This window comes from Streptomyces hoynatensis, assembly GCF_003626535.1.
Classification (GTDB): Bacteria; Actinomycetota; Actinomycetes; order Streptomycetales; family Streptomycetaceae; genus Streptomyces; species Streptomyces hoynatensis.
Genome location: NZ_RBAL01000034.1, coordinates 26,773 through 46,451, shown reverse-complemented (window position 1 = coordinate 46,451; position 19,679 = coordinate 26,773). Strand labels below are relative to the sequence as shown.

37 protein-coding genes and 1 pseudogene are annotated in these 19,679 nt (G+C 63.3%); 27 read left to right on the top strand and 11 right to left on the bottom strand.

Going from position 1 to position 19,679, the window contains the following annotated elements; genetic code table 11:
• Positions 1-213: 213 nt before the first annotated feature.
• The 27 genes and pseudogenes from D7294_RS30595 (at position 214) to D7294_RS30475 (ending at position 11,495) form a co-directional block, all read left to right on the top strand.
• A complete protein-coding gene (locus tag D7294_RS30595) occupies positions 214-894 on the top strand; it encodes a WhiB family transcriptional regulator (protein WP_120685084.1) in 681 nt (226 codons plus the stop codon).
• Positions 854-1,810, top strand: a complete 957-nt coding sequence (locus D7294_RS30590) for a PD-(D/E)XK nuclease family protein (protein ID WP_147450960.1) — start codon at positions 854-856, stop codon at positions 1,808-1,810. Before D7294_RS30595 ends, D7294_RS30590 begins: the two co-directional genes overlap by 41 nt.
• Before the next feature lie 34 nt (positions 1,811-1,844).
• Entirely contained in the window at positions 1,845-2,453 is a 609-nt protein-coding gene (locus tag D7294_RS31755; RefSeq protein ID WP_147450959.1) for a Mom family adenine methylcarbamoylation protein, read from the top strand.
• Between the two features lie 174 nt (positions 2,454-2,627).
• Positions 2,628-2,780, top strand: coding sequence for a hypothetical protein (locus D7294_RS32150; RefSeq protein WP_158674738.1), 153 nt, complete (start codon positions 2,628-2,630; stop codon positions 2,778-2,780).
• 26 nt (positions 2,781-2,806) lie between these two features.
• Positions 2,807-3,436: a hypothetical protein gene (locus D7294_RS30585; protein WP_147450958.1), complete on the top strand. Its 630-nt coding sequence runs from the start codon at positions 2,807-2,809 to the stop codon at positions 3,434-3,436.
• Between the two features lie 175 nt (positions 3,437-3,611).
• Positions 3,612-4,277, top strand: coding sequence for a hypothetical protein (locus D7294_RS30580; RefSeq protein ID WP_338325707.1), 666 nt, complete (start codon positions 3,612-3,614; stop codon positions 4,275-4,277).
• Between the two features lie 10 nt (positions 4,278-4,287).
• Entirely contained in the window at positions 4,288-4,581 is a 294-nt protein-coding gene (locus D7294_RS30575) for a hypothetical protein (protein ID WP_147450957.1), read from the top strand.
• Positions 4,578-4,754, top strand: coding sequence for a hypothetical protein (locus D7294_RS32145; protein ID WP_158674736.1), 177 nt, complete (start codon positions 4,578-4,580; stop codon positions 4,752-4,754). Before D7294_RS30575 ends, D7294_RS32145 begins: the two co-directional genes overlap by 4 nt.
• The gene (locus tag D7294_RS30570; protein WP_120685079.1) at positions 4,739-4,846 is read left to right on the top strand and encodes a DUF1660 family phage protein; all 108 of its coding nucleotides are present in this window, start codon (positions 4,739-4,741) and stop codon (positions 4,844-4,846) included. Before D7294_RS32145 ends, D7294_RS30570 begins: the two co-directional genes overlap by 16 nt.
• 66 nt (positions 4,847-4,912) lie before the next feature.
• Positions 4,913-5,161, top strand: a complete 249-nt coding sequence (locus D7294_RS30565) for a hypothetical protein (protein ID WP_120685078.1) — start codon at positions 4,913-4,915, stop codon at positions 5,159-5,161.
• A 6-nt stretch (positions 5,162-5,167) separates the two neighbouring features.
• Entirely contained in the window at positions 5,168-5,386 is a 219-nt protein-coding gene (locus D7294_RS30560) for a hypothetical protein (protein ID WP_120685077.1), read from the top strand.
• On the top strand, positions 5,383-5,724 hold the full coding sequence (locus D7294_RS30555; protein ID WP_120685076.1) for a hypothetical protein: 342 nt from the start codon (positions 5,383-5,385) through the stop codon (positions 5,722-5,724). Before D7294_RS30560 ends, D7294_RS30555 begins: the two co-directional genes overlap by 4 nt.
• Before the next feature lie 96 nt (positions 5,725-5,820).
• Positions 5,821-6,198: a hypothetical protein gene (locus D7294_RS30550; protein ID WP_120685075.1), complete on the top strand. Its 378-nt coding sequence runs from the start codon at positions 5,821-5,823 to the stop codon at positions 6,196-6,198.
• A gap of 198 nt (positions 6,199-6,396) precedes the next feature.
• Positions 6,397-6,675, top strand: a complete 279-nt coding sequence (locus D7294_RS30545) for a hypothetical protein (RefSeq protein WP_120685074.1) — start codon at positions 6,397-6,399, stop codon at positions 6,673-6,675.
• Positions 6,672-7,067 carry a PDDEXK family nuclease gene (locus D7294_RS30540; RefSeq protein ID WP_120685073.1) on the top strand — a complete coding sequence of 132 codons (396 nt, stop codon included), beginning with the start codon at positions 6,672-6,674 and terminating at the stop codon, positions 7,065-7,067. The genes D7294_RS30545 and D7294_RS30540 overlap by 4 nt, the downstream gene beginning before the upstream one ends.
• Positions 7,010-7,240 (top strand): annotated as a pseudogene (locus D7294_RS34085) (CHC2 zinc finger domain-containing protein); the annotation flags it as partial. The gene D7294_RS30540 and the pseudogene D7294_RS34085, both read left to right, overlap by 58 nt.
• A 34-nt stretch (positions 7,241-7,274) precedes the next feature.
• The gene (locus tag D7294_RS30530) at positions 7,275-7,910 is read left to right on the top strand and encodes a toprim domain-containing protein (RefSeq protein WP_241562734.1); all 636 of its coding nucleotides are present in this window, start codon (positions 7,275-7,277) and stop codon (positions 7,908-7,910) included.
• 347 nt (positions 7,911-8,257) lie between these two features.
• Complete coding sequence (locus D7294_RS30525) at positions 8,258-8,470, top strand: hypothetical protein (RefSeq protein WP_120685070.1); 213 nt, start codon at positions 8,258-8,260, stop codon at positions 8,468-8,470.
• 187 nt (positions 8,471-8,657) lie between these two features.
• The gene (locus D7294_RS34080) at positions 8,658-8,921 is read left to right on the top strand and encodes a LuxR C-terminal-related transcriptional regulator (protein ID WP_120685068.1); all 264 of its coding nucleotides are present in this window, start codon (positions 8,658-8,660) and stop codon (positions 8,919-8,921) included.
• Positions 8,911-9,249, top strand: coding sequence for a hypothetical protein (locus tag D7294_RS30510; RefSeq protein ID WP_120685067.1), 339 nt, complete (start codon positions 8,911-8,913; stop codon positions 9,247-9,249). Before D7294_RS34080 ends, D7294_RS30510 begins: the two co-directional genes overlap by 11 nt.
• Positions 9,246-9,596, top strand: a complete 351-nt coding sequence (locus D7294_RS30505; RefSeq protein WP_120685066.1) for a hypothetical protein — start codon at positions 9,246-9,248, stop codon at positions 9,594-9,596. The genes D7294_RS30510 and D7294_RS30505 overlap by 4 nt, the downstream gene beginning before the upstream one ends.
• A complete protein-coding gene (locus D7294_RS30500; protein WP_120685065.1) occupies positions 9,593-9,928 on the top strand; it encodes a hypothetical protein in 336 nt (111 codons plus the stop codon). The genes D7294_RS30505 and D7294_RS30500 overlap by 4 nt, the downstream gene beginning before the upstream one ends.
• 68 nt (positions 9,929-9,996) lie before the next feature.
• Positions 9,997-10,371, top strand: a complete 375-nt coding sequence (locus D7294_RS30495) for a hypothetical protein (RefSeq protein ID WP_120685064.1) — start codon at positions 9,997-9,999, stop codon at positions 10,369-10,371.
• Between the two features lie 30 nt (positions 10,372-10,401).
• Positions 10,402-10,641, top strand: a complete 240-nt coding sequence (locus D7294_RS30490) for a hypothetical protein (protein WP_147450956.1) — start codon at positions 10,402-10,404, stop codon at positions 10,639-10,641.
• Positions 10,638-10,997 (top strand): hypothetical protein, encoded by a 360-nt coding sequence (locus D7294_RS30485; RefSeq protein WP_120685062.1) that lies wholly within the window; start codon positions 10,638-10,640, stop codon positions 10,995-10,997. The genes D7294_RS30490 and D7294_RS30485 overlap by 4 nt, the downstream gene beginning before the upstream one ends.
• A gap of 37 nt (positions 10,998-11,034) precedes the next feature.
• Complete coding sequence (locus D7294_RS30480; protein ID WP_147450955.1) at positions 11,035-11,301, top strand: hypothetical protein; 267 nt, start codon at positions 11,035-11,037, stop codon at positions 11,299-11,301.
• Positions 11,298-11,495: a hypothetical protein gene (locus tag D7294_RS30475; RefSeq protein ID WP_120685060.1), complete on the top strand. Its 198-nt coding sequence runs from the start codon at positions 11,298-11,300 to the stop codon at positions 11,493-11,495. Before D7294_RS30480 ends, D7294_RS30475 begins: the two co-directional genes overlap by 4 nt.
• A gap of 323 nt (positions 11,496-11,818) precedes the next feature.
• Here D7294_RS30475 and D7294_RS31750 read toward each other — a convergent pair whose 3' ends face one another.
• From D7294_RS31750 to D7294_RS30425, 11 genes are all read right to left on the bottom strand, one after another.
• Complete coding sequence (locus D7294_RS31750; protein ID WP_147450954.1) at positions 11,819-12,118, bottom strand: hypothetical protein; 300 nt, start codon at positions 12,116-12,118, stop codon at positions 11,819-11,821.
• Positions 12,111-12,284, bottom strand: coding sequence for a hypothetical protein (locus tag D7294_RS32385; protein ID WP_174248477.1), 174 nt, complete (start codon positions 12,282-12,284; stop codon positions 12,111-12,113). Before D7294_RS32385 ends, D7294_RS31750 begins: the two co-directional genes overlap by 8 nt.
• A 2-nt stretch (positions 12,285-12,286) precedes the next feature.
• Positions 12,287-12,511, bottom strand: coding sequence for a peptidoglycan-binding domain-containing protein (locus D7294_RS34075; protein WP_422070760.1), 225 nt, complete (start codon positions 12,509-12,511; stop codon positions 12,287-12,289).
• A 13-nt stretch (positions 12,512-12,524) separates the two neighbouring features.
• A complete protein-coding gene (locus D7294_RS30460) occupies positions 12,525-12,731 on the bottom strand; it encodes a hypothetical protein (RefSeq protein WP_120685057.1) in 207 nt (68 codons plus the stop codon).
• A gap of 8 nt (positions 12,732-12,739) precedes the next feature.
• Positions 12,740-14,659 (bottom strand): hypothetical protein, encoded by a 1,920-nt coding sequence (locus D7294_RS30455; protein WP_147450953.1) that lies wholly within the window; start codon positions 14,657-14,659, stop codon positions 12,740-12,742.
• 4 nt (positions 14,660-14,663) lie between these two features.
• Entirely contained in the window at positions 14,664-15,896 is a 1,233-nt protein-coding gene (locus D7294_RS30450) for a hypothetical protein (protein ID WP_120685055.1), read from the bottom strand.
• Positions 15,897-15,898: 2 nt separating this feature from the next.
• On the bottom strand, positions 15,899-16,732 hold the full coding sequence (locus tag D7294_RS30445) for a phage adaptor protein (RefSeq protein ID WP_147450952.1): 834 nt from the start codon (positions 16,730-16,732) through the stop codon (positions 15,899-15,901).
• Between the two features lie 74 nt (positions 16,733-16,806).
• Positions 16,807-17,421 carry a hypothetical protein gene (locus D7294_RS30440; RefSeq protein WP_120685053.1) on the bottom strand — a complete coding sequence of 205 codons (615 nt, stop codon included), beginning with the start codon at positions 17,419-17,421 and terminating at the stop codon, positions 16,807-16,809.
• Positions 17,422-17,704: 283 nt separating this feature from the next.
• Positions 17,705-17,854 (bottom strand): hypothetical protein, encoded by a 150-nt coding sequence (locus D7294_RS32140; protein ID WP_158674734.1) that lies wholly within the window; start codon positions 17,852-17,854, stop codon positions 17,705-17,707.
• Between the two features lie 2 nt (positions 17,855-17,856).
• Positions 17,857-19,359: a glycerophosphodiester phosphodiesterase gene (locus D7294_RS30430; RefSeq protein ID WP_120685051.1), complete on the bottom strand. Its 1,503-nt coding sequence runs from the start codon at positions 19,357-19,359 to the stop codon at positions 17,857-17,859.
• Entirely contained in the window at positions 19,360-19,677 is a 318-nt protein-coding gene (locus D7294_RS30425) for a hypothetical protein (protein ID WP_147450951.1), read from the bottom strand.
• Positions 19,678-19,679: the final 2 nt, after the last annotated feature.

Genomic DNA, 19,679 nt, shown 5'->3' with positions numbered 1-19,679 from the left:
CATGACAAAGATCCTGATCTCTTGATCCCCCACCGGAGAGGTGAGGAAAGTCCGGACTTGGACGGTCGAACCGTCCACAGGAGTCCAGTTGAGTCCACTGACATCCAATGCGATGGCTGTCAAGACTGATGTCAGAGCCCACCTGTCGTAACAGGTGGTAATGGAAGGCCCCCGGAGAGACCGGGGGCCTTCGTCTTATGAGGGAGGTGATTCATGGAGGTGGATCTTGAGAGACGGTGGATGACTCGGCCGGACCGGGCCTGCCGGGGCGAGCCCCTGGAAATCTTCTTCGAAAAAACCAACGAAGCCAAGGCGAAAGCCATTTGCAGGACATGCCCAGTCCTGCATGAGTGCCGTAGAGACACCCTGGGGGAGCCCTATGGGGTCTGGGGCGGCAGGACCGCAAAGCAACGCAAGGCCATCCGGAAGAGGACGCTCGATCGAGCTGCATCCTGGTCCAGGGAACGCCGCCTTGAGTGGGGCCGGATATGCCACGACATCTATCGCCGTGTCCGAGACTGGGGCCGAGTGCGGGAATGCACTGGCCTCGCAGGGCAGCTCGCGGAAGAACTGGCCCGCGAATGGCGGCTCTTCCAGGAGAGCAATGGGCCCACAATTCCCGAAGGGCCGAAGCTCCTTCGCCCAAATTGGCCCAAGGGGCGCCCCAGGGCAGACGCCTGGGTCTGGCATTCCCACCAGGTGCGCGCGGCGAATATTTTGGGCCGCACGGCCGACAGTCAGTGGTACCGAGTTCAGACCTTCAGCGGCCGGGCTCACGTACAACCCTGGGTGCACGTCGGGGACATCCAAATATTCACCACGGTTGAAATACCGGTAATGGAAAGGCTGGACCGTGAGAGGTACAACAAGGAGCGCCGCCGGCGAGCTGCCTGACCATGTTTCGTACAGCTCGCTTTCGAGCTGGCTTATGTGTGGGAAGAGTTATCAGCTAGGCAGGGTCCAGGGATTCCAGGGTCCTCCGGCTTGGTGGAGCATCGGCGGGAACGCCGTGCACGCCACGATGGAATCGTGGGATCACAACCAGCTCATCGAGGCCGAGGCGGGAACCCTCGGCCATATGGTCGCGACGTGGGGCGAGGCGCGAACCCTCGGCAACACGGTTGCGACGTGGGGCCCGGAAACTGGATTCAGCTCCGCCCTTGAGGCGGAGATCAGGAAAGCGAAGAAAGTTCAACCCGACCAATCGAAGTGGCGCGTCAAGCGTCGCTCCAGTGAGGGTGAGACGTGGTGGCGGGCCAATGGCCCCGCCATGGTTCAGTCGTATATCGACTGGCGACTCAGGTCGCCCTCCTGGGAGATCTGGATAACCCCGGACGGGGAGCCAGCTATTGAGCTGGATGTCTCCGGATATCTCCCTGGCTGCGATGCGGAGATCAAGGCATACCTTGACCGCGTTTTCGAGGATAAGACCTTTGGTGGCCTTATCATCGTGGACGCCAAAAGCGGCAGCTCTCTGGCGAAGGAGGACCAGCTAGGCACTTATCGCGCTCTGCTCATGCAGAAGTACGGCGTCGCCGCTGACCGCGGCGCCACTTTCCGGACCAGGACAACGGACAAGAAGGCGGCTGGCCTTTACGCTCACCCTGCCACCCTGGAGAAGTGGTCGCCGGAATACACGGGGGCCCTCTTCGGCCAGATGGACCGAGCCCGCAAGGCGGGGATTTTCATTCCGAAGCTGGATAGCCACTGCGATTTCTTCTGCGACGCGCGCAGCGCTTGCTACGCAGTGGGCGGCCCCGAGGCCGCCAAGTGGGACCCGGACCATCCGGCTCATGTATCTCACCCCTGACCACTGTCGGTCCGGTCTGGTATACCGGCCGGCCGTGAGAGTCGAACCCCTCGGACATGCCGAGGCCCGAGCCGTGGCGGAGGCGGAGCACTACATGCACCGCAAGCCGACGGTTTCCCACGCCTTCGGCCTCCTTGAGGGAGACAAGGCGCTAGGGGTGGTCACCTTCGGCACCCCGGCCAGCAGGCACCTCCAGATGGGGGTGTGCCCATCCGATCCATCCCTGGTGGTGGAACTCAATAGGCTCTGGGTTCACGATTCCATGCCAACGAACACCGAGAGCTGGTTCGTCTCCCGGGCTTTGCGTCAGCTTCCTCCCCGGATCGTGGTGTCGTACGCGGACACCACGCAGGGGCACATGGGCTACGTGTACCGGGCCTTGAATTTCCGGTACGCCGGATGGACAGACATGGAACGCAAGACACCCCGATACGACTACATGCCGGATGACCCGTCAATCCACACACGTGACGCTTACCGGCACGGATACGTGCGGAAGGTTCGGCGCAAGCCGAAGGTGCGTTACTGGATTCCGACAGGCAACCGCCGCGAGCGGCGGCAGATGGAGGCGCTATGCGGATGGCCTTCTCTGAGCTGGAAAGAACTGCCTCCGCCCACAGAACACAGGCATCATCCATTGTGATGCCAGTCGATCCCGCCACACGAGCCCTGGATTTGATGCTCAAGCAATTTCCAGGAGCTACCATCATCAGCACGAAGCATCACAAGGCCCCCGAGAATGGGGGCCTTTCTCATGGATTGGAGAGAGGGAATGGAAGAGCCGAAGTACTCAGTTTCTCTGAACAAGAACACCCCAATGATCATCGTCAAGGGGAGCGACCTGGACGACTTGGCCCGCAGCCTGCGGGCCCTCAGGGCTTCGGCCGTTCCAGGACTCGTAGTCAAGCTGCACGAGACGATGTTCGGTTCAGACGAGCCGACCCCGCCGCGCCCGTTCTTCCGCTCCTGATCTCCAAGGCACAGAAAGTGAGCACCATGACCACCGCACCCGAGATGGACGACAGCAACACCCCGGAGGATGAGAGCATGTGGGCCGGGGAGGCCCCGACCTATCCGGAGGCTCCCGACAATCCCCATAACCACGTTTACACGTGGTCGCCGAAGCTCCCCGACGGGTCCATGCTCGTGATCCGGAGCAACACGGCCGCCGGCCTGCTGAGCGCCGCCGCCGAGGCGGCCGGAGTTATCGGTGAGCTGATTTCTACGTGGTCCAAGGCCACTGGGACGGCTGCCGCCGTTCCTGCGCCCGAGTTTCAGGCCCTGGCTCAGCAGTTCCCCCAGGCGGGGCCGTTCCCGCAGGCTTCGCAGCAGCCGAACCAGTCCTTTCCGAATCAGCCTGCTTGGCAGACCACGGGTTCCGCTCCGGGGCAGTTCCCCCAGCAGGCCCCGCAGCAGCAGGGTGGCAACCGTGACCCGAAGCCGCGTCCGAACTGGCCACAGGTCTACAAGCTGTCGGTTGGAGACAAGAACGCGTTCAGGCAGTTCCGGAACGACAACAAGCAGTTCACCGCGGGAAAGATCTACTGGGCAGGTGGTCCAGAGTTCTGGATTCACCCTGACATCGCACAGATGGTGAACGGGTTCGGCCCCGTCGTCCCGGCCTGATCGGGGATAGGTGCTCACGCTATCTCGGAGCGTGAGCCGTGGGAGCGGGGCTACGGCCCCGCTCCCGGCTCCGTTCCGATCCTGGGACTCCCGATCCATCCGATTCCGGCGGGCCTCCGTCTCGATGCTTGCCGGAATCCCCGGGTCCCACAAGACCCGGCTCATGCTCAACGCAGTGCTGAACATGCAGGTGCCTACCCTGCTTTTCAGCACGGACTCAGACCGCACTACCGTGGCTTCTCGCATCCTGGCAAGAGTTACTGGCCAGCCGACCGAGGAAACCGAAGGCTGGCTCATTGACCGGCGCTCTGACGCCGCCCAGATCCTCGCAGGATTTGATTGGCTCCGCTGCGACTTCCGCCCTGATCCGGACTTGGATCATATCTGGCGTAGCGCCTACGCCTACGCCGAAGTAGAGGGCCAGTACCCGGAACAGATCGTAGTTGATATCGCTAGCGATATAGGTCACGACGCTGGCGATGAGTGGGCCACCCTCCGGGACTTGATGAGGCAATCCAAGATCCTGGCCCGCGAGACGGGGGCCCATGTCCTTCTTGTTCACCACGCAAGTGATTCACCGAATACCAAGCGCCCCTGCCCGAGGCGCAGTGATATCCACGGGAAGGTGGCTGCCATTCCCGAGGTGATTGTCACCTGCGGGACCGACTATGCCGGACAGCTCCACGTTGCCTGCGTCAAGAATCGTCACGCCAAGGCCGATCCGCAGGCGGACAATGCCTTTCCGATGGCGCTTGACGCCAGCACTAGTTACGTCGGCGATTACGTCGCCCCACAATCCGTCCCGGGCTACTGGGACTACAACGAGGGAGAGAAACAATGAGCAAGAACGCATGGCTGAGTTGCATCCCGCCGATGCTCATCATCATCGGTGCGGCGCTTTTCATCTGGGGCCTGCTGTGACAGGCCCCGAGCACTACAAGAGGGCCGAAGAGTGCATTGAGCTGGCTGCCACCTATCGCCAGGACGCGGCCAGAGAGGCTTTGATGGAGGCCCAGGTTCACGCAACGCTCGCCCTGGCCGCAGTTACGGCGTGCCAGGCGCCCGTTCTGATTGCGGGGAAGCTCGCGGCCCCGGCGGGCCTCTCCGAGGAGGTTCACCTTGCCTGGGCGGAGGCCGCGGGATGAATCCCGACGAGCCCGTTCCATACCTTCTGACGGAGAAGGCTGAATCCTACCTCTTCGCTGGCGAGCAGATGAGTGCTCTTGAAGAACTCATCTCCCTTCTCGGGAGACCAGAAGACCGTGATGGAGTATTTTTCGCGACCACCGCCGAGGAGGGGAAATGCTCTGCCGACTGATAGGCCACAAGTGGACGGACTGGTGGAAGGACAAGTCCAGCGGCTATCAGATGCGCGAATGCCTCCGCTGTGAGCGGACGGAGATCAGGTGAGAGTGCTTGTGACGGGGTCAAGGGATTGGCCCCGTCCCCAAACTGTACGAGAATTTGGAGGACGTAGTGGACGAGGGTGACGAAATAGATCGCCTGATCCGGGGACTTCTCGGCACGGATTCCGAGGATGACGACGACATGGAAGTCGAAGAGGCGATGTTCCTCTTCGATGCGACCGAGGCCGCCGTGACTATCGCCCAGGACGAGGGGCTGAGCCGCAGCGATACCTTCAGGCAGATCATTGACGCCTCGTGCGTCTGCTGCGTGGACATCAAGGCAGCCCTTCTCGGAATGCTCTGGCCGGAGGAGGCGTGAACGCCGGTGAGTAATCGCACTCTTGCCGATGACCCCGATGTCACAACCGACTGGGAAATCGCAGATCGATGGGGGGGCCGTCTGCTGCTGGAGACGTGCCTTGATGGTGAGGGGTTGCTCCTGCTCACCTCCGGTGATGGCGTACATCTCAGCATCGAGCAGCTGCGGGAACTCGCAATCAAGATCTTGGGCTGGAACTACGACCCGGAGGCGACCAACACGTGAGCCTCCAGGACAAGGAAAAGTGCCGGGACTGCGGCCATCCACGCTATTTCCACACCGGTACTCATGTGAAGGGAAGCAAGAGCGCGTGCCGGAGACGGGTTCTCGTCGCCAGGAGCCCCGTCCTGTGTGATTGCGCGACCTTCAAGCTCCCCACGGTCATCAAGATGACCCGAGAGGAAGCCCTTCGCCGAAGGGAGGAGCTGATAGCCCAGACCGGACTTGATGAGGAAACCCTCCGCTCCCGGGGTGAGATGTTCCAGCTCTACCCGGAGCACCAGTTGATCTGGGAGACCATTAGGGGCTTCGATTACCTGCTGAAGGAGGACGACCATGATTGATCCGATAGGACAGAACCCGACAGGCAGACCAAGAAAGTCCTCCGCCGGCACGCGGCGGAAGAAGGCGAAGCGGGAGCGAGCGAGAGAGGGAGCGGAATGAAGCTGAAGCCGGGGCGCTACTACCGGGATCGGGAGACGGATGTCTGGTACATCCTGCCAAACGGTTACGGCACGCTGGTCTGGGCACCCAACCACAAAGGCAGCAGAGGAGGGGAGATAGAGGCGGACATCCTGGTCGAGGAATACGGTCCCTTCGTCGAGGTGACTCCCACATGGACGAAGGCGCTGCCGAGAGTCTACATCGACGATCGGATTCGCATTCTGACAGACAACCCGGCGGGCAAGGAACTGCGTGAGGGTGATATTGTCCGCGTTACTCACATGCACGGTGACGACATCCGCGCAGGCGGCTGGTATCTCCCCCTGGAGGGTGAAGGCACCCTCTGGGAGGTGGTCGAGTCCGATGACGACTAAATTCCGCCCCCCACTGGGGCGTGAGATTCCCTCCCCGCCCATCGGAGGGAAGGCCCGGGTCTACCGGGACAGAAATGGTCTCTGGCGCTGGAGCCACGACTGCGCAACAGGGTCCCCCACCACGGGCCTTCTCTTCGGTGCCGGGTCATGGGATGCGGCAATGCTGGTTGCCCTTGAGCACGTTAAGAGGTGCTGCCGGTGAGCGGCGGAAGTTATGACTACCTGTACGCCAAGGATCTGGTGGACCTCTACGGTTCCGTCGAAGAAATGGCTCAGCGGCTCTCTCAGCTCGCTGAGCGCGATTCTCCGGCTGCTCGGGACACCTGGACCATCCTTGGTTTGATGGACGCCATTCGGTCCATGCAAGGGCGCCTGGAAGGCGTCTGGCACGCCGTGGAGTGGTACGACAGCTGCGACTACAGCAGGGATCAGGTGGACGAAGCCGTGAAGAAGTACGAGGAGGGAACCCGGAGGTGAGCAAGAGCAAGGCGAAGGGCACAAGGGCTGAGACGGAGGTCGTGAAGTACCTCCGTCAGTGGTGGCCAGCGGCAGAACGCCGGGCCCTCTCGGGCGCCCTGGACAAGGGTGACATTGCCGGGATACCTGGGCTCGTCATCGAGGTGAAGGCTGCTGCTACGCAGCTGATTGGCCCGTGGCAGCGAGAGACGTTGACTGAAATGGAGAACGCCTCCGCCGAGACTGGGATGCTGGTGGTAAAGCGTCCACGCAAACCAGTCTCCGTCTGGGATGCATACCTGCTACGCGTAGGTACGCTGGACATTCTCGCCGATTTCCCGGAGGGGAGTCCGTCATGGCTCCGCATGGATCTCGCCCTGGGGGCCTCACTGCTTCAGAGCCTCGGATACTGATCCCCCTCGAACCCATCCTGAATCACTATGGCGTTGAGCTTCAGGGCTCACGCTGGGGAGAGCAGCAATGCTGCTGTCCCATACATGGAGAAAGACGCCCTTCAATGCGGGTCAACCTGGAGAAGGGCGTCTTCTTCTGTCATTCCTGCGGTGCCGGGGGCACCGCAGTGCACCTGATCATGGCAATGGAGAGCGTGAACCGTGAGGATGCTCTCAAGCGAGCAACGCGCATTTTTGGAGATCTCGGTATCTCAGTACCAGCGGGATCTTCGGGGAAATACCGCCGCCCAGGAGTACTTGACGAAGAGGGGTATCGGCCCCGAGGCCGCAGGTATGTTCCGCCTGGGCGTCGTTGACAGCCCCGCTCAGGGGCACGAGGCGTACCGAGGACGCCTTGCTATCCCGTACCTGACGCCGGCGGGGCCGGTGGCCCTCAACTTCCGCTGCATACGGCAGCATGACTGCAAGGCAGTGAACTGCCGGAAGTACCTGAAGCCTGAGGGCGAAGAGGGTCACCTCTACAACGTGGCCGCCCTGAAGGCGGATTCCGATTTCCTGGTGGTCACCGAAGGGGAGATCGACACAATCTCCTGGACCATGGCCGGTGTCCCGGCCGTTGGCCTGTCCGGCGTCAAGGCATGGAAGCCCCACTTCAGGCTGGCCCTCGACGATTTTCCCATCATCTACAGCGCCGCTGATGCGGACGACGCAGGCAAGGGCCTTACCTCCCTGCTGGTCAGGGAGGTTGGAGCCCGGCCCATTCGATACGAGAGAGGAATGGATGGAAACGACACCTGGCTCAGCGGAGGAGCCGGAGCCCTCCGAGGGCTCATCTCCGGCTGAAGAGATCTATCTCAACCCCTCCGGGGAGTTGCTTCAGGCCGCAACTGCGGTCCGAGAGCTTGACTACCCGTCGCCTCGAAGCAACGCCCTGGCCGATCTGCTGGACGACCTGTCCGATGGGGACGACGAAGGGGTTGTCAACCCCTGGGCACTCGCTCTCGCCCGAGCCATCAACGGGACCACGGAGGAATGATGGACGTGGAACCCGATCCGACCCCGACGGAGGCTGCCGCTCAGCAGCTCGTGGAAACGGCCCTGAGGCTCGTCAGAGGCGGCGAAGAGCCGTGGCCCTACGAGAGGGCAGAGAGGTGGCTCATAGGCCGTCTGGACGCCGTTTGGAGGCGTTCATGAGCGCCCGGGACGCCTTGATTTTCCTGTCGGGGCTCAACGATCAGTCCACTCGTGGCCTGGCGTTCTTGCAGCGACTCAGCGAATATCGCGCCGAAGTGCTGCGGGAGGCTGCTGACCTCGTAGTCCAGGTCACGGGCAATGACCTGGACGCCAACGCAAAGATGCTCCGCCGCAAGGCCGAAGAGGTGTCCGAGGCGGGAGGCAAGTAATGAACCCTCTGACCCTGGCGGAGCTTTCGCTGCGCCACTCCAAGCTCGTTGAGGAGGCCGAGAGGCTGCGCCTCTCTTGGCGCAGGCAGCCCACGGGCTCACGCGCGCTGGCAATGGGCAAGCGCTTGAGGGATTTGGAGCAGAGGGCCGCCGACTATAGGCGGCTTCTGGAGATGGCAGAACAGGGATGACTCAGTGGTCACCCCTCACCCCGAGGCAGCTAGAGGCCCTGCGTTACCACGCGCAGGGCCTCACCGCTGAGGCCGCAGGCCGGCGCATGGGCATCTCAATGAGCAGCGTCAATCAGCTCATAGCTACCGCCAAGCGGCATCTCTCCGCCAAGAGCATCACGCACGCAGTGGCTATTGCGATGGCCCTGCGCCTGATTCACCCCTGGGATATTCCGATCCCGGGAGAGCGACCCCCGAGGAGGAGAGGCAATGAGCGATAACTCAGACCCGAGCTGGACCGCAGAACCGGTCGATAGCTCAGACCTGGAGTGGACCAGAAAGCGCCTGCTTGAGGCGCAGGAGGAGGCCACCGGGGAGGCAACCCGTGCCGACCGGGCCGAGGCCGAGGTTCGGCGCCTTACCGGCCTGCTCGGCGAGTACGCCGACCGCGGCATCGCCAACGGACGGCGCGCCGACAAGGCCGAAGCTGCCATTGAGGAAGTCCGGCAGTGGATCGCCGATACGGCCGATGACCCCGGGAACAACGACACGGGAGACCTGGCCTCCATCCTGGAGCATTACGGCTACCCGGCGAAGGAGGAGAAGTGAACATCACCGTAACCGACGTGATAAACGCAGTACTCGCCGTGGCGGATGAGGGGCCAGACCACGTGTACGAGCAGCAGGCGGGGACCGACATGTGCCGGTACACCCACGAGTCCCTGTCCGGCACGCTGATCCCTGGATGCCTGATCGGCACGGCCCTGCATCGCCTCGGCGTTCCGCTGGAGAGGTTGGAGCGGTACGAGGGAGAGCAAGTGCTTCCGCTGCTGCGCGCCCTCGGTATCCCGGTCTCGTACGCTGCCGCTGACCCTTTGCGGGAGGTTCAGGAGGCACAGGATGACGGGACCCCCTGGGGCGAGGCCATCCGTTTCCTCAGGGGGCTGGACTCGTGAAGAACATCACTGACGAGGACCTGGCGCGGGCGATTCGAGAGGTTGCCGCTGAGGACCCGAACTATGTGTATCGGCGGCGCGGGCGCGGCGCCACCTCCTCCGCGAAGCGCTGCAACTGCCCGATTTGCTCCGGATGCCTGATCGGCACGGCGTTGCACCGGCTTGGCGTGCCACTGGAGACGCTGGCGCAGCATGAGAGCAAGCCCGCTCATGAAGTCCTTGACCACGTGGCGCCTGACGTGTCGAGCTACATGAAGCTAAAGGCCACGCGAGTACAGCGATTGCAGGACTTGGGAGCCACCTGGCGCCAAGCCGCTAGGCGGTTGGATTAGCTCCGCGTGCCGCTCAGCGGGATCGTACTCCCAACTGAGCGGCACATCACCATATGAGAGGGGAAACCATGAGCACCTGGCAGAAGTGGTCACTTATCAGTATCGGGTCGGCCTTCGGCCTGCTGGCGGTAATCGCCGTAATCGGCATAGCGGCAGGCGGTAGCGAGCCCGTTCCGAGCTACGAGATCGTGAGCGCTGAGACCGACGGCAATTCTAGGCACGTGGTAGTGCACGTGGACTCCGTGGACCACCTGGGCGACGTTATGGACGCAGTCGCCGCCGAGCTGCACGACCCCGCTGGCTACCACGTGGAAATCGACTGCCAGGATGGCACTCGGCTGGCCAACGGTCTGGTGGCGCGAGGCAATGTCGGCGTGGCCGCTACCGGTCTGGCGGACGGGGAGACCGAGCTGGACTCGCTCCCCGGTGCAGTTTGCGAGTGACCCGTGCCGTGCTGTGAGTCGGGTATGTGCGTGGTCAGCGGGGTCTGCCCCATTGCCGCGGAGGTAGAGGCGCGCGAAGCGCAGGCGAGGCGCGAGCGTGCCATCCGGGAGCGAGAGGAGGAAGAGCGCAGGCGAGAGAAGCGGTACGGCACCGCCCTGGACGAGCTGAGGACGTTTGGCCTTGTGCGCGACTACGGTCGCGTACCCGGGCCCTCCCTCAGCAAGCTGGAAAGAATCCTCGCAATCCTCAGAGAGGAGGACGAGACGTGAAGTGGAGGATCTGGGGCAGGACTCCGAAGAGGCGGGCGCACAGGTGCCCGCCTCTTTCAGTTGTGCTCAGGGAGCGTGACGAGGCAATCAGGCGGCTCGTCGACGCGCGCGCCGAGCTGCGTGAGGTGGCCGCCAGGGCCGCCAGCAACCAGAAAGCCTGGTACGCGGCGGAGGCCCACATAGGGCGCTTGCGCCGTGAGAACGGCGCCCTGAGGGCCGAGCTGGCGAACGCGCGGGCCGTCTCCGTGTCGGCCCCCGTGGACCTGGAGGAGACCATACAGATGCCCCGACCCGGGGTCGCAACCGTGGTGCCCCTGTGGGCGAAGAGAGGAGCGGACAGGAGGGGCGATGCCTGAAGTTCGGCAGCAACAGACCCGCAACGGGGTCACGTATTTGGTCAGTGACGAGGACTCCGAGACGACTGTCTCCATCGCGAGGGATGCGGATACGCAGGAGATCCTGCGGAAGCTCCGCAAGGTCCTGGAGCTGGTGGCACCTGTGCCACGGGAGGCGGTGCCGCCTGCGGCGCCCCGCTATGCTCCTCCCCCTACTGGGCAGCCCACCAACGGGTGGGCCAGCTACGTGCAGCAGCAGGCGCCCGAGCTGCCTGCCAGGCTCGCCGGCGAGGTGGAGATGATCCCGGAGGGGGAGGACGCGTGACCGATAGAGAGCGCCTGGAGGCGCTGTTTCGAGACCTCGGCATCGGAGTCGAGATCCGGGAGGTACCGGAAATGGCGACCGTAGCGATTGTGCTCCAGCCCTTCGCCCCGAAGGTTTTCGGGCGCTCCGATTCTCTTGCGGCCTTCACCTTCGACAAGGCCGGGAATTTCATGAATGTGGTGGTGGGGGAATGACAACCTCATCGACCCTAAGATCACCCGATCGGGTGACACTCGGTGATCCACCCCTCAGCCCGCATCCGGTGATGCAAACTGCACGCATCCCCTAGTTAGGAGACGGTGTGTATTTCTGTGCATGCGGCGATGTGGCGCCCGGTCCCCCCACCCCCGGGAACCCCTGCCCCTGTCAAGTGAAGGCACAAGAGGCAGAGAAGAGGCGGAAGCAGGAGGAGGCGGAGAAGAAAAAGAAGTAGCCACACGCAGAAACCCCCTCCCGGGAGCCATTCGGGAGGGGGTTTCTTTTTGCCGAGAGAGAGGGCGTCCCGGGCAACTCCAGTCTACCCGAGGATCTGCCAGAGGCTTGCGCCTCCGGCTCCGATGCTGGCTGCGAATCCGGCAGCCATCCACACCTTTTTCTCCAGGCTGGAAATACGGCTCTCCTGGGCCGCCAGGGCGGCTCGAACCGACTCGTCGAGAGATTCGATCTCGGTCTTAACGTCCTTGAGATCTCTCTCTACCACATCCGTTCGCTGAAGGGCTCCGTCCAGTCGGCCATCGATACGGGCGAATCCCGTATTCACCGCGCCCTTCAGCGCCTCCAGTGCTATTGCTACCCCTATGCTCTGGTCCTCACCCATTAAGCCGTCCAACAACCCAGCTCTTTGCCGATGAGAGCACAAGCGCCAGGGGCGCAGCCCACCAGACGGAAACGTCGGCAAGCTCAACTGCCAGCAGGCTGAGGCCAGCCTGAGCGCCGGTCCAAAGGGCCCTCTCCGCCATGTCGGCGGCCTTCTCCACATCCATATCTACTCCCTGAGTCCAGGTGGTCTCAGACGCTCCAGAGCGTCTGCTGTAACCCGGTCCAGCACACCTGTGACCGGGAGTCCAAGAAGCCTCTGAATGCCTCTGAGAGACGCCTTCGTGACGTCGTCGAGCAATCCTGTCTCCCGCACACTCAGGGCCCGCTGAGCGGTCCTCACGGCCTCTCGTTCGACATCTGTGACGGGGTTCAGGATCTCGTCTCGGGGCATCCAGTCAGGCATGTCAGTCCTGCGACGGAAGCGCCGCACGAACGGCGGCGTCCTTGGCCTCAAGGAGCTTCCGGAGAGCGACGGTCAGCTCCGGGCCGTCCAGATCCATGGCCGCCAGGTCGTAGGCCAGCGTCTCGAACTTCTGGCTGACCTCCCGCAGGTGCGCGGGGAGGTGGGTGGACTGGAAGAAGCGCAGGATGCGCCTGTGGTGCTCGTTCATCTTTTCTCCTAGCTGATCGAGTCCGTCACGGTCCGAAGACGGACGTAGATGTATCCACCCCAGCCGGAGCAGTTGCCCGGCGGGGAAGTCTGGCGGAACTCATAACCGCCAGACTGGTCTTCGTCCACGACGACCTGAGTCGTCGTATTCGTCCGGAGATCCTGGTAAGAGATCACGTCTCCGCGCTGAATGATCCGCTCGAAAGCGTCGAGCCTCGGGAGGGTTCTGCCCTCCCAGCCAACCTGCTGACCGAAGCGGTCCATCTCGATGTCAAAACACAGCAGCGGCAGCATGAATACCCGCTGCCGGGTCTCTCCAGGCAGGGCCTTCAACTGCCAGCCGGTGACGACCGGCCCGGCAGTGGAATCGGAATCATCCCGGGTCAGGGTCAACTTCACCTGAACCCATTCTGCTGTGGTGATCGGGGCCTTCAGCGTCGCATTCTCTATGCGACGACTCCCTGACACGGTGATGATGCTCGTCTCGCCCCCGGTGGGGTCGATAATCGACGCAGTGATCGAGCCCTTCAAAGGGCTCTCATTGCGGACCGTGATGAACTTATAGATCTTGTCAACCAGGGTGTTGAAGCGCACTCGGCCCGTATAGAACGTGCCGGTGGGCTCCAGCTCGGAGGCGTGCTCCACGTAGGAGCCAAGGCCGTTGACGGAGAAGACCAGGCGGTCACTGTTGCCCAACAGGGTCACGCCGTCCACGGCGCCGGGAACGTGCGCCTGGAGGTCTGTCGCGTAGGCGTAGCGCAGGCTCGGGGCAACACCCTCATTGGAGATGGGCTGACCGAGGTCAACTCGGTACAGCCCGCTGTTGCCGTCGATGGAGTCTTCGGCGCTGGCAAAGAGGAAGCGGTCGTACCCGACGACCGCATGAACGGGCGTCTCCACCAGGAGGGGCCCGTAGGCGATGTCGCCGGAGTCCCCGATTTCGCCAACCCTCAGGCCCCGGTTGGTGCCGATGCCGATGTAGCTGCCGAGGTAGCCGTAGATGGTGTTGACGATCTCCCCGTGGGGGAGAGCCGCCGCCTGGCCGGCGGGGACCAGGACGGGCGCAGCGCCGGACGTGTCCAGGGTGAACGCGTAGATGGCCGACACCGAGCCGCTGTAACCGGCCGCGTAGATGACGCTGGCGCCCTCGGTGATGCTGGTCCACTGCCAGCCCTCGGCATCGCTCGTGAGGAGGGGGTCGGGCAGCGTCGGAGGCGTGCCGCCCGCCAGCTCGTAAATGCTTGGACCGATACCCGCCATCAGGCGGCCCATTGCCCATCCGAGGATCGTGCGATTCCCTGTGTTCCACAGGAGGGTTCCGGCACCGCTTCCGGTGCCGGAGTACACGCCGATGTCGTCGGCGGCGAAGTACCGACTGCCGTCCGAGGCGAGGCCCGTAATTGGGCCAGCTCCACCCCATGTGACCGTGGTGTGTGTAGTGCCGTCAGAGGACGTGAGAACGGCGTCTGCGGCGCTCCAATACCTATCAGTGCCATCCGAGTACCCGAGCAACAAATGAGGCTCTGTGGTGCCCGCAGAGACATCCTGATAGGTCCTGCGCAGCAGGGAGAGACGACCATTCACCCACGGGCTCAAACCCGTGCTGGAGCCGTACTGAATACCGTACTGATTACTGGTGTCCGGGTCCTGATAGAGGAGCCCGGCACCACCAACGAAAGTACTTTGGGATCTCAGCCACCAGTCGGCAAGCGACTGTTCGCCAGGATTCTGCTGGTTGTCGAACTGATCCTTCTTGATCTGCGCCAACTCCCTGGTCATGGGGCGGTCTTCGTCGACCGCCAGAAAGAAAGGCATTCCGCCGATGGCCACGTCGTAGGCGGGGCCAACCGGCGAATACAGATCAGAGGCAGAACCCACCCTCCCGGAGAGGGGGAATGGGAGCCGTGCAGGCGGCTGAGCATCCGTCATGGCGTCACATCACATACGTGGCAGTGATCCGGATGGTCCGATCATTCGGCACGATGGCCCCATTGCTGGACCACGTGCGGATGGTCACCGTGCCGTCCGTGTCGATGCGGGCCTCACCGTCCCCAAAACCATCGGAGGCCACGGCCCCGAAGAGGGCCGCCGGGCGCCATCCCACGGGGATGGTGGCAACGTCGGTGTCATCAATGTTCCCCGCCGAGCTGGCGTTGATCTGAGAGCCGGTGCGCACTACGTCAATCCGGATGGTGCAGACACCGCACGTCTTGCGTGCACCGCCGAAGGTGACGGAAAAGCCGCTCTTGGCGGTGAATCCCTCCGTGGTGGTCTCCACCCGAGCCCTGAAAATGTCCGGCGTCTCCAAAACATTTGCCTGCGGCCTGCGCAGGGTCACATCGGGGGCTGCGCCCCCATCGCCCCACCAGAGAGAGCCGTCCGCCAGGACCTCGAATCGGGGCTGCGTGTCCGCATCAACAAGGCTCGCCAGAACAATATTCGCCGGAGCGGTGTGGGTTACCAGGAGGCGAGAATCCAGAAGGCGCAGACCGCCGGCCACGTCGCGATACAGCACAACGTCCGGCGCATTCGTGCCATCGCCCCATCCCATCTGTCCGTCGGCCCGCAGGACAAAGCGCCACTCCGTGTCGCTCTCCGCGCTGGTGGTCAGCGCGGCGCTAGTCGCCGTAGGCGTCTCGACGTCGGCCCAGCTGAGGGCCGCCTTCGCCTTGAAGGTGGTCACCCCGTTAAACACCGGAGCGCCGGAAAACGTCATGTCACCGGCCACAGTGCCGGTGATGGTCGGGGAAGAGATGTCCGGTGAGCTGATATTGGGGCTCGTCAGGGTCTTGTTGGCGAGAGTCTGCGTATCGGAAGTGCCGACCACATCACCAATAACCCCGTGAACCCCCGAAGAGGCGTCCTCGTGAGTACGGAAGTCCGTAGCGTCAATTGCGTTGTACACGTGCTTGACGACCGCCCCGGCGGAATGCGCCTGAGCGGAAGTCCCGCCGAAGGCCCGCTCGACTGTGAGCGCGGTCCCCGAAGCGCTGGTGACCTTCACCAGCTCCTCGGTATCGGTGTCGTAATCCAGAGCGATGACATAGGGGAACGTCACCGGATAGCCCGAGGCGGAGTCCACCACTACGGTGGTGTCTCCGCTGGCGATACTCCCCACCAGCTCGGTAACAACGGCGGTGTTGGAGTAGTAGTACTTGTTGGCCACGTTTACGACCCCTGGTAGTTCTGATAGCTGGGCATCTCGGAGAACTGACGAGCCTTCTCGCGCTCAAGGGCCTGAGCGTAAAGCTCCTGGTAGTAAGCAGCGGTCCGCAGGGCGGACTGAGGCCCGACAATTTTGCTGCGCTCCACGGACTCAACTGCCCGCTGCTGAAGGCGGGCCGCCTCATAGGTGGTCACCAGACGGGCGCAGGCGCCCCATACAGCCACTTCCGCGACCGAGTCGGGATATCCGGTCAGGGACCAATCATCGGCCCCAGAGACGAGAAGCTGCGGCCTCTTGGCGTAGACGACCCGGTAAGTCCTACCGGGAACGATCTCGTCAAGAAGCTGAATTGACTTCCCCGAGGGGAAGGCCGAGGTGGCCGCATCCGGGTTGAAACGCCAGTTCTGAAGCGGCATCCATACCCGGGTGGGGCCGATCGTGGAGCCGGTGACATACCAAACGTCCTCGGCCTCCGAGGGCATTTCGTATTCCCAGACCACGGAGGTCTTGACGATCTCTGTCTCTCCGAAAACAACGAGGTCGGGATAGAGAGTCATCACCGTGTCGGCAAGGGCATCCTTGACGACCTGGCGGGCGTAGGCCGGCGCGGTGGTCACCAGGGAGCCAGCCGCGTGAGGGGCCGCCGTGGTGCCCGCGTAGCCCCTTCCTCGGGCTCCGCCCATCACCGTGACGACACCCGAGGTGGTGTCGTAGCTGCGGACCAGCAGCAGTTCGTCATCGATCTCGACGACTCCGCGAGCGATCGACCGGAGGTCGGTCGGGTCCACGGTGAACGTGATGTCGTCGGCCGCCAGGTCGGCGGCCAGCTCGGTCACGGTCTCCTGGTTCAGGGTGGGCCCGAGGAGCTGCCTCTGCACCCTCTGCACGAGGTCATCGAGGGTCGGCGCCATCAGAGCCCCAGCGTGGGGGTAGCCACCAGAGTGACGCTGTAGGAAGAGCCCGCCGTGGCGTCGGCCGCAGCTCGCAACTCGACCGAGCCGGTGGTGGGGACGCTGAAAACCTGGAGTTCGAGGACGCCCAGGCCGGTCGCCCCGGTCGTGCCGACCACGGGGGTGATGACTCGGGTCACCTCGGTGCCATTGGCGTAAAGAGCGATGTTGTCAATATCCACCGCTGCGGTGGTGCCACTGATGAAGGTGTAGGCCCGCACGATATGCGGGCCCTCCAGCGTGTCAATGTGGGCGAGGACAGCAGCGGCGGCCGGGGCGGCCGTGGTGGCGCTGGCCACCCCAGAAGTGCCCGTAGCGCCACTGAGCTTGACCGTATTAGCAGCGGCGTCCAGCTTCACCGTGTTCGCGCCGGTGCTCAGGCCGACCGTCCCGGAGACGGTGGCCGTGCCGCTCACGGAAACCGGCCACGGGTCCGAGCCTGCGGCCCCCTGGTCAGCGGTCGTAGTACCGCCTGAAGTCACGCTCCCCGTGACTTTCAGGGCCCCGTCTTCGGTGACACTAGCCCGAAAACGGGAGTCCGTGGCGTCCTCGATACCAAAAAATCCGGTAGCCATTACTCCTCCATCGGGGCTGCTACGTGGAAGTCGCGGCCATAGGCCGCGCCGTTCTCGTCGGAAAGCCGGCGAGCCTTCTCTATCGCAGGCATGCGCGTTGAATCGGGCTGTATGCCCTCCTGACGAGCTGCCCGATAAGCAGACAGCTCTGCATCCCACTTCTTCTGTAGGGTGCCGTCAAGGCCCTTTGAGGGGCTTGCGAGGTAGGTCCTCACGGACTTCGCCTGAAGGCAGGCGCCGTAGCTCTCGTGATCCCGAGTCTTGCACCCGGAGGTACACGCCATCAGTGAGCCTCGCTCTCCTGGTAGCCAGCAGTCTCAACCGAGCTGTAAGGCTGGATAGCCGTGCGGTTCAGAATCTCCGCCTCATCCTGCTGGACGATGGTCGTGTTCCCGGCAGGGCCCTCGGGGCAGAACCGGTCGTCGTAATCCATGGCTACGCCACTCCTGTAACTCGGAAATGCGGGCTGGAGCCCGCGGTGGAAACGGAGCCCGTGGACAGGTGCCAGTAACGGCCCCGATAGGTGGTCGTGTTGACCGTCAGCGTGTACGGCGTCACCGTGTCGGTACGCCGGAAGGTGATCCCCGTGGGAGAAACCACGGTCTCGAAGGTCATCCAGGTGTCCGCCACGGGCGCCTCCGTGGCGAGGGTTCCAAGTTGTGTGCCCGTGGTGACGCCCTTGGTGTGGCTATAGATCTGGATATCGCCAGCATTGCGGACCAGGCAGTGATAGCCGCCAGGCGACGCATACGTGCCGTAGGCGTCATTGGTGCTGTTGAACTGGTACACGTCATCCTGGCTACGACAGAACGCGATGCCGGAATGGAGAGTGCCGCCCGGAAGGGTCGGCCACTTCATCGACCAGGAGATCGTGTACGTGCCGGCGTCGGGCGCCCTGTGGCCGCCCATTAGGATGCTCTGGTTCGGCTGCTGCGGAATGTAGATGTCGTTATCCGTGCCGAACCTCGGGGCGAATGCGGGGTCATAACGGGCCACGCCGAGCGTGCCCGGCTGGCAGATCTTGCCGACAGTGGGAGCGACCTTGAGGCCAAGGCCCTGATTCAGGTAGATCCACTGAGCGGCCATAAAGCCGCGGACACCGAGATCGGTAAGCCGAGTCACGTCCACGTGACGGTGGACTTCCCAGCAGATAACCGGCTTTCCCCTCGCCACCACATCCGCGATACGGGCGTCAGTCATCGAGTGGGGAACACCCCACATGTCGATGTACTGATCGACCGCATTCATCTGTTCGTCAGTGGTGTCAGCGTCCACATAACCCCACGTGGTGAACCCGTTATTTTTCGCCCACTGGAAGCTGTTGTTGGTGTAGTAACCCTTCCAGATCACCGAGCGGTTCGAGCTGGGGTACTGCTGCGTGATGAGGTCCTGGACCAGGGGAATGGAGGCGTTCGACTTCGCCTCCAGGAAGATGACGACCTTCCCCCAGAAACGGTCAAGGACTTCCCGGAGGGTAGGGATGGGCTGGCTACTCCAGCCCGGACCGAGAAGGGTGGACCCGATGTCCACCTGAACTGTCTCGCGCAACTCGGCGTAGGTCATCGTGCCGACATCGCCAGTGCCGTTGGTGGTGCGGTCCAGGGTGGAGTCGTGCATGCAGACAGGCACGCCATCCGCGGTGGTCTGCACGGAGACCTCGATGGCCGCGGCCCCGGCGCCGGTAGCGCCGGAGTAGGCCGTCATGGTGTGCTCAGGGAATTCCCCGCCACTGCCCCTGTGCGCAATCCAGAACTGATTCTGGGCAAGGAAGTCGGCAGCCGAAGCAGGCTGCCGGGCAAAGCGGTTGTCCGCCCACTGGCGATCCCCGTGGGGATCGGTCCCATTGATGTGCTCGGTGTCCCAGCCATCCAGGTCTGTGAGCGCCTTATTGAGCGTCACATCCCAATCGGTGGACCCTCGGGAGGGTAGCGTGACCATTCATTCTCCGTAGGGTCCGTCACCATATCCGCCGCCGCCGTACGCGCCGGACGGGATAAGGAACTGGTCTTCAGTGGCGACGCCGGCCGCAATGAGTTGGGCCCTCTTGGTGTCGTCAACGTCGTACTGATAGCCGCCAACCCAATAGGCGACTGCTTCCCGCAGCTCATCCTGAGTGGGGAAGCGGACCTCCCGGAAAACTCCGGGAGGTCCCTCCAGGACCGTGACACCCCTGCTCAGCTTGTATCTGATAAAGAGCGGTGAATTCCAGGTCACCGGCCCTTCATCTACCCTGGGGGGCGTCCAGGTCCACTGCACGG

Bases quoted from the DNA above. Each gene is read 5' to 3' on its own strand.
- D7294_RS30595 (WP_120685084.1), top strand. From the start codon at position 214: ATGGAGGTGGATCTTGAGAGACGGTGGATGACTCGGCCGGACCGGGCC.
- D7294_RS32150 (WP_158674738.1), top strand. From the start codon at position 2,628: ATGATCATCGTCAAGGGGAGCGACCTGGACGACTTGGCCCGCAGCCTG.
- D7294_RS30585 (WP_147450958.1), top strand. From the start codon at position 2,807: ATGACCACCGCACCCGAGATGGACGACAGCAACACCCCGGAGGATGAG.
- D7294_RS30575 (WP_147450957.1), top strand. From the start codon at position 4,288: ATGGCTGAGTTGCATCCCGCCGATGCTCATCATCATCGGTGCGGCGCT.
- D7294_RS32145 (WP_158674736.1), top strand. From the start codon at position 4,578: ATGAATCCCGACGAGCCCGTTCCATACCTTCTGACGGAGAAGGCTGAA.
- D7294_RS30570 (WP_120685079.1), top strand. From the start codon at position 4,739: ATGCTCTGCCGACTGATAGGCCACAAGTGGACGGACTGGTGGAAGGAC.
- D7294_RS30550 (WP_120685075.1), top strand. From the start codon at position 5,821: ATGAAGCTGAAGCCGGGGCGCTACTACCGGGATCGGGAGACGGATGTC.
- D7294_RS30530 (WP_241562734.1), top strand. From the start codon at position 7,275: ATGCTCTCAAGCGAGCAACGCGCATTTTTGGAGATCTCGGTATCTCAG.
- D7294_RS30525 (WP_120685070.1), top strand. From the start codon at position 8,258: ATGAGCGCCCGGGACGCCTTGATTTTCCTGTCGGGGCTCAACGATCAG.
- D7294_RS34080 (WP_120685068.1), top strand. From the start codon at position 8,658: ATGACTCAGTGGTCACCCCTCACCCCGAGGCAGCTAGAGGCCCTGCGT.
- D7294_RS30510 (WP_120685067.1), top strand. From the start codon at position 8,911: ATGAGCGATAACTCAGACCCGAGCTGGACCGCAGAACCGGTCGATAGC.
- D7294_RS30495 (WP_120685064.1), top strand. From the start codon at position 9,997: ATGAGCACCTGGCAGAAGTGGTCACTTATCAGTATCGGGTCGGCCTTC.
- D7294_RS31750 (WP_147450954.1), bottom strand. From the start codon at position 12,118: ATGGGTGAGGACCAGAGCATAGGGGTAGCAATAGCACTGGAGGCGCTG.
- D7294_RS32385 (WP_174248477.1), bottom strand. From the start codon at position 12,284: ATGGATGTGGAGAAGGCCGCCGACATGGCGGAGAGGGCCCTTTGGACC.
- D7294_RS34075 (WP_422070760.1), bottom strand. From the start codon at position 12,511: ATGCCCCGAGACGAGATCCTGAACCCCGTCACAGATGTCGAACGAGAG.
- D7294_RS30460 (WP_120685057.1), bottom strand. From the start codon at position 12,731: ATGAACGAGCACCACAGGCGCATCCTGCGCTTCTTCCAGTCCACCCAC.
- D7294_RS30455 (WP_147450953.1), bottom strand. From the start codon at position 14,659: ATGACGGATGCTCAGCCGCCTGCACGGCTCCCATTCCCCCTCTCCGGG.
- D7294_RS30440 (WP_120685053.1), bottom strand. From the start codon at position 17,421: ATGGCTACCGGATTTTTTGGTATCGAGGACGCCACGGACTCCCGTTTT.
- D7294_RS32140 (WP_158674734.1), bottom strand. From the start codon at position 17,854: ATGGATTACGACGACCGGTTCTGCCCCGAGGGCCCTGCCGGGAACACG.
- D7294_RS30430 (WP_120685051.1), bottom strand. From the start codon at position 19,359: ATGGTCACGCTACCCTCCCGAGGGTCCACCGATTGGGATGTGACGCTC.